The organism is Gordonia sp. PDNC005 (assembly GCF_016919385.1).
Lineage (GTDB): Bacteria > Actinomycetota > Actinomycetes > Mycobacteriales > Mycobacteriaceae > Gordonia.
Map to the genome: position 1 here is coordinate 1,817,624 of NZ_CP070351.1, position 13,943 is coordinate 1,831,566.

The 13,943-nt window shown below is 65.3% G+C and carries 19 protein-coding genes; 8 read left to right on the forward strand and 11 right to left on the reverse strand.

The features are described from left to right. Positions 1-8: 8 nt before the first annotated feature. The 7 genes from JVX90_RS08645 to JVX90_RS08675 form a co-directional block, all read right to left on the reverse strand. Positions 9-389 (reverse strand): PPOX class F420-dependent oxidoreductase, encoded by a 381-nt coding sequence (locus JVX90_RS08645; RefSeq protein ID WP_205331938.1) that lies wholly within the window; start codon positions 387-389, stop codon positions 9-11. An 81-nt stretch (positions 390-470) separates the two neighbouring features. Further along, the gene (locus JVX90_RS08650) at positions 471-803 is read right to left on the reverse strand and encodes a hypothetical protein (RefSeq protein WP_205331939.1); all 333 of its coding nucleotides are present in this window, start codon (positions 801-803) and stop codon (positions 471-473) included. Positions 804-999: 196 nt separating this feature from the next. Beyond that, a complete protein-coding gene (locus JVX90_RS08655) occupies positions 1,000-1,527 on the reverse strand; it encodes a hypothetical protein (RefSeq protein WP_205331940.1) in 528 nt (175 codons plus the stop codon). A 57-nt stretch (positions 1,528-1,584) separates the two neighbouring features. Continuing rightward, positions 1,585-1,938: a transcriptional regulator gene (locus JVX90_RS08660; RefSeq protein WP_205331941.1), complete on the reverse strand. Its 354-nt coding sequence runs from the start codon at positions 1,936-1,938 to the stop codon at positions 1,585-1,587. Further along, positions 1,931-2,368, reverse strand: coding sequence for a hypothetical protein (locus tag JVX90_RS08665; RefSeq protein WP_205331942.1), 438 nt, complete (start codon positions 2,366-2,368; stop codon positions 1,931-1,933). The genes JVX90_RS08660 and JVX90_RS08665 overlap by 8 nt, the downstream gene beginning before the upstream one ends. Before the next feature lie 52 nt (positions 2,369-2,420). Further along, positions 2,421-2,774 (reverse strand): hypothetical protein, encoded by a 354-nt coding sequence (locus JVX90_RS08670; RefSeq protein WP_205331943.1) that lies wholly within the window; start codon positions 2,772-2,774, stop codon positions 2,421-2,423. A gap of 13 nt (positions 2,775-2,787) precedes the next feature. Beyond that, positions 2,788-3,150 carry a hypothetical protein gene (locus tag JVX90_RS08675; protein WP_205331944.1) on the reverse strand — a complete coding sequence of 121 codons (363 nt, stop codon included), beginning with the start codon at positions 3,148-3,150 and terminating at the stop codon, positions 2,788-2,790. 134 nt (positions 3,151-3,284) lie between these two features. On the opposite strand from JVX90_RS08675, the gene JVX90_RS08680 reads away from it, so the two are divergent. Beyond that, on the forward strand, positions 3,285-3,554 hold the full coding sequence (locus JVX90_RS08680; RefSeq protein WP_205331945.1) for a hypothetical protein: 270 nt from the start codon (positions 3,285-3,287) through the stop codon (positions 3,552-3,554). Between the two features lie 246 nt (positions 3,555-3,800). Here JVX90_RS08680 and JVX90_RS08685 read toward each other — a convergent pair whose 3' ends face one another. Both JVX90_RS08685 and JVX90_RS08690 read right to left on the reverse strand, forming a co-directional pair. Continuing rightward, the gene (locus JVX90_RS08685) at positions 3,801-4,313 is read right to left on the reverse strand and encodes a flavin reductase (protein ID WP_205331946.1); all 513 of its coding nucleotides are present in this window, start codon (positions 4,311-4,313) and stop codon (positions 3,801-3,803) included. A 4-nt stretch (positions 4,314-4,317) separates the two neighbouring features. Beyond that, entirely contained in the window at positions 4,318-4,935 is a 618-nt protein-coding gene (locus tag JVX90_RS08690; RefSeq protein ID WP_205331947.1) for a superoxide dismutase, read from the reverse strand. 78 nt (positions 4,936-5,013) lie between these two features. Here JVX90_RS08690 and soxR point away from each other — a divergent pair, with 78 nt between their 5' ends. Beyond that, complete coding sequence (gene soxR / locus JVX90_RS08695) at positions 5,014-5,478, forward strand: redox-sensitive transcriptional activator SoxR (RefSeq protein WP_205331948.1); 465 nt, start codon at positions 5,014-5,016, stop codon at positions 5,476-5,478. On the opposite strand, the gene JVX90_RS08700 is transcribed toward soxR, so the two are convergent. Next, entirely contained in the window at positions 5,369-6,394 is a 1,026-nt protein-coding gene (locus JVX90_RS08700; RefSeq protein WP_205331949.1) for a DMT family transporter, read from the reverse strand. The genes soxR and JVX90_RS08700 overlap by 110 nt on opposite strands. Between JVX90_RS08700 and JVX90_RS08705 the strand changes: the two genes are divergently transcribed. The 3 genes from JVX90_RS08705 to JVX90_RS08715 all read left to right on the forward strand — a co-directional run bounded on the left by JVX90_RS08705 (position 6,393) and on the right by JVX90_RS08715 (position 9,817). Beyond that, positions 6,393-7,799, forward strand: coding sequence for a PLP-dependent aminotransferase family protein (locus JVX90_RS08705; protein ID WP_205331950.1), 1,407 nt, complete (start codon positions 6,393-6,395; stop codon positions 7,797-7,799). The genes JVX90_RS08700 and JVX90_RS08705 overlap by 2 nt on opposite strands. A gap of 73 nt (positions 7,800-7,872) precedes the next feature. Further along, positions 7,873-8,868 (forward strand): adenylate/guanylate cyclase domain-containing protein, encoded by a 996-nt coding sequence (locus JVX90_RS08710; RefSeq protein WP_205331951.1) that lies wholly within the window; start codon positions 7,873-7,875, stop codon positions 8,866-8,868. 10 nt (positions 8,869-8,878) lie between these two features. Continuing rightward, positions 8,879-9,817, forward strand: coding sequence for a threonine/serine dehydratase (locus JVX90_RS08715; RefSeq protein WP_205331952.1), 939 nt, complete (start codon positions 8,879-8,881; stop codon positions 9,815-9,817). Between the two features lie 78 nt (positions 9,818-9,895). Here JVX90_RS08715 and JVX90_RS08720 read toward each other — a convergent pair whose 3' ends face one another. Continuing rightward, on the reverse strand, positions 9,896-10,528 hold the full coding sequence (locus JVX90_RS08720) for a hypothetical protein (RefSeq protein ID WP_205331953.1): 633 nt from the start codon (positions 10,526-10,528) through the stop codon (positions 9,896-9,898). A gap of 233 nt (positions 10,529-10,761) precedes the next feature. Here JVX90_RS08720 and JVX90_RS08725 point away from each other — a divergent pair, with 233 nt between their 5' ends. Genes JVX90_RS08725 through JVX90_RS08735 form a run of 3 tightly spaced genes read left to right on the forward strand, consistent with a single transcriptional unit; the run spans position 10,762 to position 13,930 of the window. After that, the gene (locus JVX90_RS08725; RefSeq protein WP_240194109.1) at positions 10,762-11,619 is read left to right on the forward strand and encodes an alpha/beta hydrolase; all 858 of its coding nucleotides are present in this window, start codon (positions 10,762-10,764) and stop codon (positions 11,617-11,619) included. Then, the gene (locus tag JVX90_RS08730) at positions 11,619-12,518 is read left to right on the forward strand and encodes an alpha/beta hydrolase (protein WP_205331954.1); all 900 of its coding nucleotides are present in this window, start codon (positions 11,619-11,621) and stop codon (positions 12,516-12,518) included. Before JVX90_RS08725 ends, JVX90_RS08730 begins: the two co-directional genes overlap by 1 nt. Further along, positions 12,515-13,930 carry an MFS transporter gene (locus JVX90_RS08735; RefSeq protein WP_205331955.1) on the forward strand — a complete coding sequence of 472 codons (1,416 nt, stop codon included), beginning with the start codon at positions 12,515-12,517 and terminating at the stop codon, positions 13,928-13,930. The genes JVX90_RS08730 and JVX90_RS08735 overlap by 4 nt, the downstream gene beginning before the upstream one ends. Positions 13,931-13,943: the final 13 nt, after the last annotated feature.

Sequence of the window (13,943 nt, forward strand, 5' to 3'; positions counted from 1 at the left end):
CGGATCGCTCAGGCCGTGACCTCGATCGCCGCGTGCACCTTGTCGATGCCACCTCGAAGGATCGCCTGCGGCACGAAGTAGATCGCGTGATGCCAGTACCGCTTGACGATCATGTCGAAAACCTGTCGGGTATCCGAATCCGGGAGTATTCGTGCATGCGCCTCCACAGGTTCACCCTTCACCTTGCCGAAGATTCCGCATTTCTGAATCGTGACGCGCGGTGTGTTGTTGATGCGTTTGGTCTTCCACGACCCTCGATCGGTGATGATCAGGAGCCTGTCCCCGTCCGGCACGCCCCAGACCGGTGTCGGCTTAGGCCGACCGTCCTTAGTGAACGTCGTCAGAAGGAGGTACTTCTGGCGGTACACGTCGTCGAAGGTCGGATGCATGGTGTCATTCCTACCGTATATCGGACGCGTATGACCGCAATGCACGAACTCGATAGTCGGTTCGATTCGATTGTGGGGCAGTTATGAGGTCAGACGGACAGCTCCGATATTGCTTGAGCATTCGAGGTACGGCACGGCATTGCCACTCTCGCCGCACATCCACTCCTGCCCCGCCGCCGACACGCTGATGACGCCGCGGTCCCCTGCTGTGCGGCGGGCGCCGAACGCAGCCGAAACCGCCATCGCCGTGGCGCAGTCCGGGCCGAATGACCACACTGCCAGCTGGTTGTAGCCGTCCCCGCAGTACGTCCCGGCTGCGGACGGTTCATTCGGGTCGACCGGACTGGCCTCAACTGGATCCGATGGTGACGTGATGACCGCGGTGCCGACAGGCTCCGTCGTGCGATCCGGCACGACCGCTGACGGCCGATCGGATGAGGAATGCAGTTGCGGCGGATGCGTGCTCGGTGATGATTCGGTGGTCGATGCCGCCGTCGGTTCAACGTTCGAGCTGCATCCGACGAATAGCAACGCCGTTGCAACCAGAGTCAAAACGCCTGCGGGTACACGACTTCTTGCGAAGGTGATCATTCTTCCCGGCTCCTGGTACTCAAGGAACGATTAGTGCATTGAGGCCGGGAATGATGCTGCTGGGCGCCGTTCCCTTGTACTGCTCCCGCACGACTGTCACTGTCGCCACGACAACACCGGCACCCGTACGGGCTGTCGCCACGGTTGGGAGTGTCGCCGGCCGACCGGACACCGGGAACTTCGGACGCTGCCAGTGTCTCAATGCGACTGTGCCCGCGGCGCCGGTGGAGACGTTGTGCCATGCGACCGACACGTACCGGTAGGCGTACTGGTAGAACCACGGTGCGAGACCAGTCGCGGCGAACGCGACGGAAGCTCTTCCCGCTGGTCGAGCGATCACTCGAGTCTGCTGGAACGACCCGCCGGGGACTCCACCGGGCCCGATCTCCACTCCGCCGATCGCTGGAATGGCGAAGGTCAATTGCCTGGCGGCGGCTTGATTCGCACTGGGTGCGGCGGAGGCGACTCCACCTGTCAGGGACGACGCGAGGATCGCGCCGCCGACTGATACCGCTGCGAACGAGAGTCTTCCGGTTGATTTCGACATGTCTTCCATCTCCTGTTCAGTGGGTTACATCGACGTCGATCCGGCGCCGACGCAGATCTACTCGATGCCCGACCCTGCGTCAGACCTCGACGCCTCCGGCCGTTCATGCTCCTCAGCAGGCGCCGGAGAATCGATGATGCCTTTGAGTGCCCGGACATGATCGCGGTACGCCCGGAGCCCTTCGTCGGTCAGGGCCAGCCGTAGCCGAGAACGTCCCGCTCGTGTCACGTACTCCTCGCTGAGATACCCGGCCTCTGTCAGCTGGGAGACCTGCTTGCTGAGGGCCGATTTCGACAGCTCCAACCGCTTCTGAAGTTCCCCGAACTCGACATAGGACGAGGACGCGGCGATCGCGCAGATCCGGAGGCGGGCCGGAGCGTGGATGACGGGATCGAACCTCGGCTCATGCATGACCGAACCTCGCGCGGTATCGCCGACCCATGTCGAGAGTCGTCAGAGCGGCGAGACCCCCAGCGACGAACCACAGCCATGGCTGCTCCAGTCCGACTGCAAGGACCGCAGGGGTTCCGGCCAGAACACACATAGCAAGGACGTACGGGCCGGACTGTCGCGCATCGGGTCGCACGAAACCGTAACCGGACCTCGCGTACACCCAGCGGATACCGACACCGACGACGCCGATCAGGCATACGGCCGTCGCCGCCCTTCCGATGTCACGAGGGAGAACCTGAGCCCAGCACGCCGCAGCGAGAAGTGTCGCTTGAAGGACGAAGAATGCCCACGGCAGCGGCGGATTACGAGTCGACCTCTCCGACTCGGCCGCCCACTGCATCATTCTTCGCGCGTCGTCGCGGTCTGGCACTCCCCCTACTGTTTCCATGTAGGAAACAGTAGCACCGCGGCGCCGTTGACGCACGGATCGAGTCTGCCCGTCACTGCCCGTAGGTGTACCGAAGGTTCGCGTTGATGAGCGTTCCGATGCGTTGACACACATGCCGGAGTTGAGAGCCGGTCAAGGGACTATCCGCGAGCAATGTCCACCGCAGGTCGGTTGCTCCGTCGACGTCGGTCAAGTCGAACGTGACCCGAAGGTCAGGCCGTTTGGTCCACAGCGACGACCAGACCACTCGCCCCGGTCGTTCGGAATCGATCACGCTGGGCTCAACCTCGTCGTCGAGCAGGGCAAGCCACAGCCTGGCGGGCTGCCGGTTCGGCAAGGTCAGGTCGTCGAACAACACCTGCGGCGGTGCCGGTTGCCTGCGGCGCTTGGTCGCTACCGCTTCCATGTCCAGGCGTCGCTCATCGCTTCGGTGTGAGGGTGAACGATCCGATGACCGTGCCGCCGAAGTATGCCGGTCCACGGTAGCCTCCGTGCCCGTCCGGATTCATGATGACGCGGTGCCCGGGAAAGAAGTCGACGTAGTAGCTGCCATGCCCCATCGGATGGATCCGGTAGCGGCCGATCAGGACGAGGTCGTGTCCTTGCACGCGGCCGTCACGCTTGAGCAGAACGGCGCCGCCGGACAGGGTCGTCGACGTGTACGTTCCCTGTTTGACGTCGGCCGCCGCATTGCCTGCGACCCCGCCGACCACAACGGTGGCACTGACCGCCGCCGCGACTGCAGCACTACGGAAAACAGCTGAACGCGACGGTGTGGTCATCGTCTTCTCCTGACGTCTCGGGGGTTATCACTCTACTCCGAACTCGCACCGTCAGCGCCGAATACCTGCTGGCCACACAGCGTTTCACGCGTTTGCCCGCTTCGCCGCACACCCCCTATCCGTACGATCAGGCAATGATCGCATCTGAGCGCACACCGCGACCTTGGACCGGCGACGATCTGCTCACCATCGCGCCTGACGCGTCATGGATCACCGCCGACGCGCACAAGCATCAGTCCGGCACGGTGGGTAGCCTCCTGGCGCCCCGGTTCGAGCGGTATGTGCGAGTCTTCCATCCGGCCGTCCGCGAACTCGACGGTCGCGACGCCGATTCGCTATCGTGGGCCGCCGTCGCGAGGATGTGCGGGGCGTCGCTCACGCGGAGATGCAGTGGAATCCACTGACCGCCGGAGCCCGTACATCGGAGCGAGCGCAGTCGTTATCGAAAAACTACTCCTGGCATCCGGCATCGAGGCGTGGCCGACCGATCAGAACGACCGAATCACGTGGGATTCGGACAGGCTCAACCGGACCTGATTCTCTCGCATCGCCGCATCAACCGAATCGATCGGTTCGTGTTCGTGAACGCGCTGACGACTCCCTCACGGACACGAGCAGTGAGGGAGTCGTGGACGGCGACGCAACACGCCCTAGGCCGACAGCTTCCGTTCAGTGATGTCGGCGACTCCGTGAAATCCGTGATCCCACCGTAGGAGGGGCGCACGGCCGTCGCCGAGGGCGCCACCGACCACACTGCCGACGACAAGGACCTGATCGTTCACCGGCGTCATCGACGCCGTCACGCATGAGAACGTCGCGAGCGCGTCCGGCAGACGCAGTGTCCTGTCCGGCGACCGCTCGACTCCAGCAGCGCGCAACGCTGCCAGCCGTTCTTCGTGCGTGGTCTTCGTCGTGAGCCGCCGAACCAAGTCGAGATGATCTGCAGCGAGAACCGAAACCGTCCACGGTCGACCCTCGCTGATCGCGGCCAGCGCGGGCCGCCTCACCCCGACCGACACCGCGAGTGCGAACGGGTCGACCGACGCGGTCAGAACCGAGGCGGCGACGAAGAACGAGTCGTCATCGCCGTTTCGAACGGTCACCAGGCATACGCCGCTGCCGTACGCGGCGAACGCGTCGTACAGGTTCGCTTCTGGGTCCATCGACTCAGAAGACCAGACGACCGGGCGTGATCGCCGCATCGAACCGCTCTTGCGCGTCGGCCCAGTTCGCGATGTTCCAGAACGCCTTGACGTAGTCCCCCTTCACATTGAGGTAGTCGAGGTAGAAGGCGTGCTCCCACATGTCGAGCTGAAGGATCGGGACGAGAGCGGCCGGAATGTTGCTCTGCTGGTCGTAGAGCTGAACGATGTGCAGCTTGCCGCCGAGCGAGTCCCACGCGAGAATCGCCCAACCCGACCCCTGAATGGTCAGAGCCGTCTGCTCGAAATGCGCCCGGAACTTGTCGAACGATCCGAAATGCTCGTCGATGGCGGCCGCGAGTTCACCAGTCGGCTTGTCACCGCCGTTCGGAGTCAGGTTCTTCCAGAAGATCGAGTGGTTGATGTGGCCACCGAGGTTGAACGCGAGCGTCTTCTCCAGACCGACGATCGCGCCGAAATTCCCCGTGTCACGGGCCTCGGCCAGCTTTTCGAGAGTGGCGTTCAGCCCGGCGACATAGTTCGCGTGATGCTTCGAATGGTGCAACTCCATGATCTTGCCTGAGATGTGCGGCGCGAGTGCGTCGTAGTCGTACGGCAGTTCGGGCAGCGTGTAGTCGGTCATGTCGACGTCCTTTCAATGAGGTACTTCCGTCACGCTATGACCTCAAGTCCACTTGAGGTCAACCGCTACAGTGGAGACATGGACCACACGAGCGCCACACACCACGAGCCGGACGAACTCCTGACCGTCGGCGAGATGAGCCGACGTACCGGCGTCGCCGTCTCCGCGCTGCACTACTACGAGACGCTCGGTCTGATCGCATCACAGCGGACATCGGGCAACCAGCGCCGCTATCCTCGCCACATGCTTCGGCGAGTAGCACTTGTGTCCGTGGCCAAGCGCCTCGGCATCCCACTGTCCGACGTTCAGGACGCGTTCGCCGAGGTTCCACTTGACACCAGACCGAGCCATGAGGACTGGCAACGAGCCTCACGCCGATGGAAGACGACGCTCGAACAGCGCAGGCTCGGCATCGAGAAGCTCGAGAAGGAACTCACCGGGTGCATCGGCTGCGGCTGCCTGTCGATGAAAGCGTGCGGCCTCCTGAATCCGGACGACGAACTCGCACAGACCGGATCCGGCGCCCGGCGCGTCCCGTTGTGAGCCCACTCCGCGCCCGGACCGCGAAGAGGGCGCAACCGAGCACGGCGGTGCCGCCCACCACGGTCTCCCAGCCGATGTGTTCACCAAGAAGCAGTCCAGCCCACACGATCGACATGATCGGCTGAACGAGTTGCACTTGGCTCACCTGCGCCATCGGGCCGATCGCGAGACCGCGGTACCAAGCCACGAAGCCGAGGAACATGCTGACTGCGCCGAGATAGGCGAATGCCGACCATTCGACGACTCCGCCCGAAGGCGCCTGCACCGTGATCGCCGCCACAGTCAACGCCACCATCAGCGGTGACACAAGGACCAGCGCCCACGAGATCGTCTGCCACGAGCCCAGTTCGCGAGAGAGCAGGCCACCTTCGGCATACCCGATCGCGCAGACCACAACGGCGACGAACAACAACAGGTCAGCCCACTGCAACGACAGTGAACCGCCGCCGAGCCCGGCGAACACTACGGCGGCGACCGCACCCGCCGCGGAGGCGACCCAGAACGTCCGGGTGGGACGCTCGCCGGTTCGCACCACCGCCATCACCGCGGTCACCGCAGGCAGAATGGCGATCACCACCGCACCGTGGCTCGCCGGCACAGTCGTGAGAGCGTACGACGTGAGCAGCGGAAAGCCGACGACAACACCACCGGCGACCACCGCGATCCGCACCCATTGTCGGCCGACCGGCAGTCGCTGCCGTGTTATCCGCAGCACGAGTCCGGCCAAACAGGCCGCGATCACCGCCCGACCCGAACCGACGAATAGCGGCGTCATCGCGCCGTCGGAGACCACGATTCGCGTGAATGGCACGGTGAACGAGAACGCCGTCACGCCGAGCAGACCCATCCAAAGGCCGGCCGAACGGGCGGGTATCACTGGCCGCGCAAGCAGAGTAGCGGTATCCTGATGGCTCATGTCCAAGAGTAGCAGTGAACGTCTGGTTGACGCACTCGAGAAGTGGGTCGCGGCCGCGGACGCGGGGGCGCAACTCCCTTCCACACGTCGGCTTGTGACCGACCACGAAGTCAGTCCCGTCACGGTTCAGAAGGCACTGCGGACCCTTTCCGATCGCGGCCTGGTCGAGACGCGTACCGGGGTGGGAACCTTCGTGCGGCCACCTCGCACCGCGAAGCCCCACGATTACGGGTGGCAGACGGCGGCGCTCGGATCGAACCGACGACAGCTTCCCGAACCGACCGCTGCGCCGCTACGCACGATCCCGAACGACGTGATCTCGTTGCACTCCGGCTACCCGGACCGCGAACTGCTGCCGGAACGCCTGGTCACGACCGCACTCTCCCGAGCGGCACGCAGCGATCACGCATTCACTCGCCCGCCCACGGCAGGTCTGCCGGAGCTCCAGGCCTGGTTCGCAGCCGACCTCGGACGGCGAACCCCATCCGGCTGCACTCCCCCGACGCCGAGCGATGTGATCGTGCTGCCGGGCAGCCAGGCCGGCCTCGCGGCCTTGTTCCGGACCCTTGTGGGACCGGGCGGCCCGCTGATCATTGAATCGCCGACCTATTGGGGCGCGATACTCGCCGCCGCACAAGCAGGTGTCGACCTCGTCCCGGTGCCGAGCGGGCCGAATGGACCCGACCCTGACGAGTTGGATCGAGCCTTCGTCGAGAGCGGCGCTCGAGTGTTCTACGCACAACCGACCTACTCCAACCCCACTGGAGCACAATGGGATCGAGACCTAGCCGACACGGTGCTCGGCATTGTCGCATCACACGGCGCGTACGTGATCGAAGACGACTGGGCTCACGACTTCGGTATCAGCTCCGATCCGACGCCGCTCGCACTGCACGACGACGGCGGCCACGTCGTCTACCTCCGATCGTTGACCAAGAGTGTGTCCCCGTCTGTCCGCGTGGCGGGACTCGTCGCACGAGGCCCCGTCCGAAACCGTGTGCTCGCCGATGTCGCAGCCCAATCGATGTACGTGAGCGCCGCACTTCAGACTGCGGCAGTTGACGTCGTCACGGCTCCGGGCTGGCAGAGCCACCTCAGGTCGGTCCGGAACCAACTGGGTGCCCGACGCGATCTCCTCGTCGAATCACTCCGACGACATGCACCGTCCGCGCATCTCGACGCCGTCCCTGACGGAGGCCTGAACCTCTGGCTTCGACTTCCCGATCCGATCGACGTTCGGGCCCTGGTCCGCGACTGCGAATCGGACGGGCTCGTCGTCGCCGCGGGCGACGAGTGGTTCCCAACCGAGCCGACCGGCCCCTTCCTGCGGCTCAACTACTCGGGCCCGAATCCCGGAGCGTTCGAGGACGCCGCCCAGATCCTGGGTCGCCGACTCGGTGACTGACCACTCCAGTCGAGCGTCGGTTGAGTCGTGGTGAAATCCGCACTCCGGGACCGCTCGCCGACATACCGTTTCAATGGTGGACAACGATCACGACGACGTCGACACTCGAGCACTCGCCGAAGCGGTCGAGTCGATCCTGCTCGGCGGCGACCGCACACTCAGTCCGAATGATCTCGCCGACCGAACAGGCATCGACGCCGACTACAGTCGCCGACTCTGGCGGTCGATGGGATTCCCCATCACCGACGATGACGCGATCACCTTGACCGACCGAGATCTGGCGGCGATGCAACGTGTGAAGCACGCACTCGACCTCGACGTCGTCAGCCCCGCAACCATGACCGCTCTCGCGCGCCAGACCGGACAGGTGTTCTCTCAGCTCGCCGAAAGCGAGGGGGACGAACTGTTCCGAGTGGCGCTGGCTGCGGTTGACGACGGTCCCGGAGGGAAGGACGCTCTCGTCCAGCTCCTCGCCGACGATCTCCTCCCGTTGATCGAGAGCATTCACGCGTACGTATGGCGCCGACAGTTGGCCGCCTACGTCGCTCGGACAGTCGCCCGCTACGAGCGTTCAGGCACCGCCGACGTGGACGTGACAGTCGGATTCGCAGACATCTCCGGCTTCACGTCACTGTCGCGGCACGCCACCGCGTCGGACCTCGCCGGACTGCTCGAGCTGTTCGAATCCGTGGCCACCGACGCCGTCGGCGCTCACGATGGGCGCGTCGTGAAGTTGATCGGCGACGCCGTGCTCTTCACAACAGCGGAACCGGCCGAGGGGATTGCGATCGCGGCGGACCTGCTCGGCCAATGGCCCTCCGACTGGCCGCCGGTCCGCGCGGGCCTGGCCACCGGGACCGTGTTGAGGAGAGTCGGTGACGTATTCGGTCCGACGGTCAACATAGCCAGCCGACTCACCTCGCTGAGCCGTCCGAACGAGATCCGAGTTGATGAGAGGACTGCGACCGCCCTCGCCGGTCGGCACCGGTTCGTCGAACAGGACCCCCAAGACGTCCGTGGATATGACAGCCTCCGGTCGTGGACGCTGAGCGGCGCGCCGGAGTACTAGTCTCGGGACAGTGATCACTGCAGAGGATGTCCGCGACGCTCGCCGTCGAACCGCCGACTATGTGCGACGCACGCCTGTTCTGCACGCCGACCCGCACGAGTCCGGTGCCGACATCTGGTTCAAAGCTGAATTTCTGCAGCGCTGTGGCGTGTTCAAGACGAGGGGCGCACTCAATCGTCAACTCCGGGCCCGGGAGCACGGACTCCTCGACTCGCGAATCGGTGTCGTCGCGGCGTCGGGTGGAAACGCGGGACTCGCCAACGCGTACGCGGCATCAGTGCTCGGAGTACCTGCCACCGTGTTCGTCCCCGAGACCGCACCCCAGGTGAAGGTGGACCGCCTACGGGCGTTCGGCGCGGACGTCCGACAGGTCGGCACCGAGTACGCCGAGGCCTACGCCGCGTCGCAGAGTCACGTCGCCGAGACCGGCGCACTGTTCTGCCACGCGTACGACCAGCCTGACATCGCGGCAGGGGCAGGCGTGATCGGTCTCGAGATCGTCGACGACGTGCCGAATGTCGACACGATCGTCGTCGCAGTGGGTGGCGGCGGCCTGTTCGCGGGCGTCGCGGCTGCCGCTCACGATCACGGCGTCCGAGTCGTCGCCGTCGAACCGGAACTGATTCCGACCCTTCACACTGCCCTTCGCTCAGAGCGCCCCGTGGACGTCTCCGTGTCGGGCGTGGCCGCCGACTCCCTCGGCGCCCGCCGGATCGGCGACGTCGGGTTCCAAGTGGCTCAAACGGTCGATCCGGTCAGCGTCCTGGTAACCGACGACGACATCGTGGATGCTCGTCGCGCGCTGTGGGACGAGTATCGGATCCCAGCCGAGTACGGAGCTGCAGCCGCACTCGCCGCACTCCGCAGCGGTGCATACGCTCCCGCGTCGTCCGAAACCGTCGCAGTGATCGTGTGCGGCGCGAACACAGATCCGGCGACCCTTCTGTGACGGCGCCGAGCTCGAGCAATCGCTCGAGCTCGGCGTCCGACTGTTGCATTCGATTCAGTCTGCAACGTCCAGTGAGTCCTACTTCGCGGGAACGACGGTGCCCTTGACCGTGACCTCAACCTTGTTGGTCTTGGAGTCCCACGTGATGGTCCCGTTCTCGAAGGTCGACTTCTTGACGGTGCCCTCCTCGGTCTCGTCGCTCGTCGCGGCGCCGAGAGGCCCGTCGGAACCGGACTCTCCGTCGTCAGACGGCTTACCTGACGCGTCGCGCTCGACGTTCCACGCATCGCGGATCTTGCCCCACGTGATGAACGCCGGCGTGCCGGCATCCGCGTTCTTCGCAGTGATCACGCCGCCGTCGAACTGCTGGAAGACGACGCCGCTGTCACTCGTGCCGGCGTAGTCGTCGTCACCGGCCTTGGGCTTGCCCAGATCTGTGCGCTGCTTATCCGTCGCGGCCGTGTACTTCGCGGCGATCGGCCCGGTCAGCGTGACCTTCGTGCCGTTCGCGGCGGTCAGCTGCACGTCCTTCGCCGAATCGGCGCCTGCCGAATCACTCGAGCTCGTCGACCCATCGGCGCTTGTCGAAGCGGCCGCAGTCGATGAGTCGGCTCCGTCGTCCGACTTGTCGTCACTGCACCCCGCCACCACTGCCGCGGTGAGCGCCAACGCTGCGGCGACCCCCGCCGTCCGTCGCATGATGTCTCGCATGATGTCCTTTCGATCTTCGTCGAGTCGATCTCCGGTCGAGGCCGGTGGAGGTTCTTCGTCCCACCGACTCCGCTTGACGACACTAGCCAAGGTTTGCTGGCTGGGAGCCGTTCTGGCTCATAACAATTCGAAGAATATTCATTCAATCGGACTACAACGGGCATATTCGGCCCAGTTTCGAATCGAAACACCTTCTCCTATACGTTCGTATAGTCGCCTGTAAGGAGCCTCACGTGACCGTTACCAAGATCGAGACCATCACCGTCGACGTCGACGGAATGCTGCTCGTCGGAGACCACCGTCGCACCGCGGCGACAACGGGCTCGCCGATCGTCCTGTTGCACGGTGGCGGCCAGACACGCCACTCGTGGGATCGAAGTGCTGAAGCGCTCGCCGCCCGCGGACGCGACGTCTACACGTTCGATCTGCGCGGACACGGTGACAGCTCGTGGGCGCGCGACGGATACGGCATCGACGGATTCGTGACTGATCTCAGCGGGGTGCTGCAAACCCTCGACGCGCCGCCCGTGTTGATCGGGGCGTCTCTCGGCGGCATCACCAGCCTGTGCGTCACCGGTGAACAGCCTGGAGCGGCGTCTGCTCTTGTCATGGTCGACGTCGTCGTCGACGTGGAGCCCGCCGGCATCGACCGCATCAAAGCGTTCATGAGCGATCACATCAATGGATTCGACACGCTCGACGACGTCGCCGACGCGATCGCCGCGTACACGCCCGGCCGGGCCCGGACACGTAACCTCGATGGACTCCGCAAGAACGTCCGGCAACGAGACGACGGACGCTGGTATTGGCATTGGGATCCAGCGTTCATTCTCGGCGACGGCGATGAGGCCCGCACCGTCACCGACCCCACCAGGCTCCGGGCGGCCGCCACCCGGGTCGACGTCCCGACGCTGATCGTGCGAGGCGGCAAGTCCGACGTGGTGAGCGACGCGGGCATCGCGTCGATGAAACAGCTCATCCCCCACGCCGACGTGTCCGACGTCGCCGCGGCGGGCCACATGGTGGCCGGTGACGACAATCAGGTGTTCGCGGCGTCCATCGAAGAGTTCCTCGACCGGCACGGTCTCTGATGCGGCTGCGGCTGACCGATCTGGTCGACCCGCGGTTGGACGCGTTCGCCGCCGAATCGCGCACCCACCACGCGGACATCGACGGTGTCCGCGGTCCGGCCGACTACGACGAACTCCGCGCCGTGCGCGCACAGATCGCCGCACGCCCGTCCGTAGCCGACCCGGCGGCCCGCACGTCGACCGTCAACGGCGTCCCCGTGCGAATCCTCGAGCCCTCATCAGCACCGAGCCGCGGCGTGTATCTCGCACTGCACGGAGGCGGCTTCTACCTCGGCTCGGCCGTGCGCAGCGACCCTCGTCACCGAGATCTCGCCGAATCGCTCAACGTCACCGTCGTCGCGCCCGACTACCGACTCGCGCCGGAACACCCGTGGCCCGCCGCAGGCGACGACTGCGAGACGATCGCACGGTGGCTCATCGACCATGCCGCACTCGAGTTCGGAACGGGCCGCTTGGTCATCGGCGGCGCGTCGGCCGGAGCGACACTTGCTCTCACCACACTGCTGCGCCTCCGGGATCACGATCTGTCCGGCGAGATTCTCGGCGCCGTCCTCGCCTTCGGCAGTTACGACATCAGCGGCCAGACGCCGATGGGCCGCTCGATCGCCGACGAGTACTTCATCGAGGCGTACGTCGGACACGTCGACGATCGGACACACCCCGACATCTCCCCCGTTTTCGCCGATCTTCGCGGACTCCCACCCGCTCTGCTGACCGTCGGTGCCGACGATGTCGTCCTCGAGCACAGTTTGGTGCTTGCGGCACGCCTGACAGCCGCCCGGGCGGACGTGACCCTGAACGTCTATCCCGACGCTCCGCATGCCTTCACCGGAGCTCCCACTGCGATGGCGGCCGCTGCGTGGGACGACATCTACCGATGGATCGACGGTCTTCTATGACGCAGCCACATCCGCGGCTCGCCGTTGTCGTCCTGTGCGCCGCCGGCATCGTCGTCGCACTGATGCAGACGATCATCGTCCCCCTGATTCCGAGCCTCCCCACGCTGATCCACACCTCGGACAACAACTCGTCGTGGGCGCTGACGATCACCCTGCTGGTCGGGGCCGTCGGAACCCCGATCGCGGGACGTCTCGGAGACATGTTCGGCAAGCGACGAGTCCTCATCGGCAACATGCTCGCTGTGACCCTCGGCTCCGTCGTCTGCGCGGTGTCGACCAGTCTCATCCCGTTCTTGATCGGCCGCGGCCTGCAAGGCATCGGGATCGGCACCATCGCGGTCGGCATCAGCATCATGCGTGACATCGTTCCTCCCGCGCGTCTCGGCTCGTCGGTCGGCACGATGAGCGCATCACTGGGGGTGGGAGGCGCCCTCGGCCTGCCCTTCTCGGCGATCATCGCCCAGCACATCAGTTGGCACGCCCTCTTCTGGATCAGTGCTGCAACAGCCTTGGCTTGCGGGTTCGCGATCCTCGCCTATGTTCCGGAGAGTCCGTCCATCGCGGGCGGCCGGTTCGACGCCGTCGGCGCACTCGGCCTCGCCGCCGTGCTGACCTTCATCCTGCTCCCCGTCTCGAAGGGAGCGGCGTGGGGCTGGTCGAGCCCGATCACCGTTGCCGGATTCGTGGCATTCGCGATCGCCGTCGTGCTCTGGTGGCGATACGAACGACGAACCGCCAATCCCCTGATCGACCTCGACACGCTCACCAGTCGACCGATCCTGCTGACGAACATCGCCTCCGTGGCGACGGGTTTTGCGTTCTACGCGATGCAGATGGCTCCGATCCAGATCCTCATGGCACCCGAAGACGCGCCGGCTGGACTGGGTATGAGCATGGTGCAGGCGAGTCTCATCCTGATGCCTACCGGACTGGTGATGTTCGGGTTCTCGTACGTGAGCGCGTGGCTCACCCGCCTCCGAGGCGCACGAGTGTCGCTGGCGACGGGCGGGCTCGTGATCGGTGCAGGCTACATCGTGTTTCTCGTGATGCTCCTCGGACCGTGGGCCATCGCCTGGTGGTGGATCATCGGCTCGAGCGGCCTCGTCGGCGCGGGCCTCGGCATCGCATACTCGGCGATGCCTGCGCTCATCATGCAGGTGGTACCGGTGAGCCAGACCGGTGAAGCGAACGGCGTCAACGCCCTCATGCGCTCGGTCGGCACAGCGGCCGCCACCGCGGTCGTCGGCATGGTCCTCACAGCGTCGACGGTCGCGGTCGCCGGCCACCACGTCCCCACGGTGGCCGCGTACACCACCACCACCGCGATCTGCATCAGCGTCTGCCTGGTCGCCTTCGTGACCGCCATCGCGATCCCGAAACGCACACCACTCCACATCGACGAGATCGTTTAGCCCACCCGGCCCC

Bases quoted from the DNA above. Each gene is read 5' to 3' on its own strand.
- JVX90_RS08645 (WP_205331938.1), bottom strand. From the start codon at position 389: ATGCATCCGACCTTCGACGACGTGTACCGCCAGAAGTACCTCCTTCTG.
- JVX90_RS08655 (WP_205331940.1), bottom strand. From the start codon at position 1,527: ATGTCGAAATCAACCGGAAGACTCTCGTTCGCAGCGGTATCAGTCGGC.
- JVX90_RS08660 (WP_205331941.1), bottom strand. From the start codon at position 1,938: ATGCATGAGCCGAGGTTCGATCCCGTCATCCACGCTCCGGCCCGCCTC.
- JVX90_RS08665 (WP_205331942.1), bottom strand. From the start codon at position 2,368: ATGGAAACAGTAGGGGGAGTGCCAGACCGCGACGACGCGCGAAGAATG.
- JVX90_RS08670 (WP_205331943.1), bottom strand. From the start codon at position 2,774: ATGGAAGCGGTAGCGACCAAGCGCCGCAGGCAACCGGCACCGCCGCAG.
- JVX90_RS08675 (WP_205331944.1), bottom strand. From the start codon at position 3,150: ATGACCACACCGTCGCGTTCAGCTGTTTTCCGTAGTGCTGCAGTCGCG.
- JVX90_RS08680 (WP_205331945.1), top strand. From the start codon at position 3,285: ATGATCGCATCTGAGCGCACACCGCGACCTTGGACCGGCGACGATCTG.
- JVX90_RS08685 (WP_205331946.1), bottom strand. From the start codon at position 4,313: ATGGACCCAGAAGCGAACCTGTACGACGCGTTCGCCGCGTACGGCAGC.
- JVX90_RS08690 (WP_205331947.1), bottom strand. From the start codon at position 4,935: ATGACCGACTACACGCTGCCCGAACTGCCGTACGACTACGACGCACTC.
- soxR (WP_205331948.1), top strand. From the start codon at position 5,014: ATGGACCACACGAGCGCCACACACCACGAGCCGGACGAACTCCTGACC.
- JVX90_RS08705 (WP_205331950.1), top strand. From the start codon at position 6,393: ATGTCCAAGAGTAGCAGTGAACGTCTGGTTGACGCACTCGAGAAGTGG.
- JVX90_RS08700 (WP_205331949.1), bottom strand. From the start codon at position 6,394: ATGAGCCATCAGGATACCGCTACTCTGCTTGCGCGGCCAGTGATACCC.
- JVX90_RS08710 (WP_205331951.1), top strand. From the start codon at position 7,873: ATGGTGGACAACGATCACGACGACGTCGACACTCGAGCACTCGCCGAA.
- JVX90_RS08720 (WP_205331953.1), bottom strand. From the start codon at position 10,528: ATGCGAGACATCATGCGACGGACGGCGGGGGTCGCCGCAGCGTTGGCG.
- JVX90_RS08730 (WP_205331954.1), top strand. From the start codon at position 11,619: ATGCGGCTGCGGCTGACCGATCTGGTCGACCCGCGGTTGGACGCGTTC.
- JVX90_RS08735 (WP_205331955.1), top strand. From the start codon at position 12,515: ATGACGCAGCCACATCCGCGGCTCGCCGTTGTCGTCCTGTGCGCCGCC.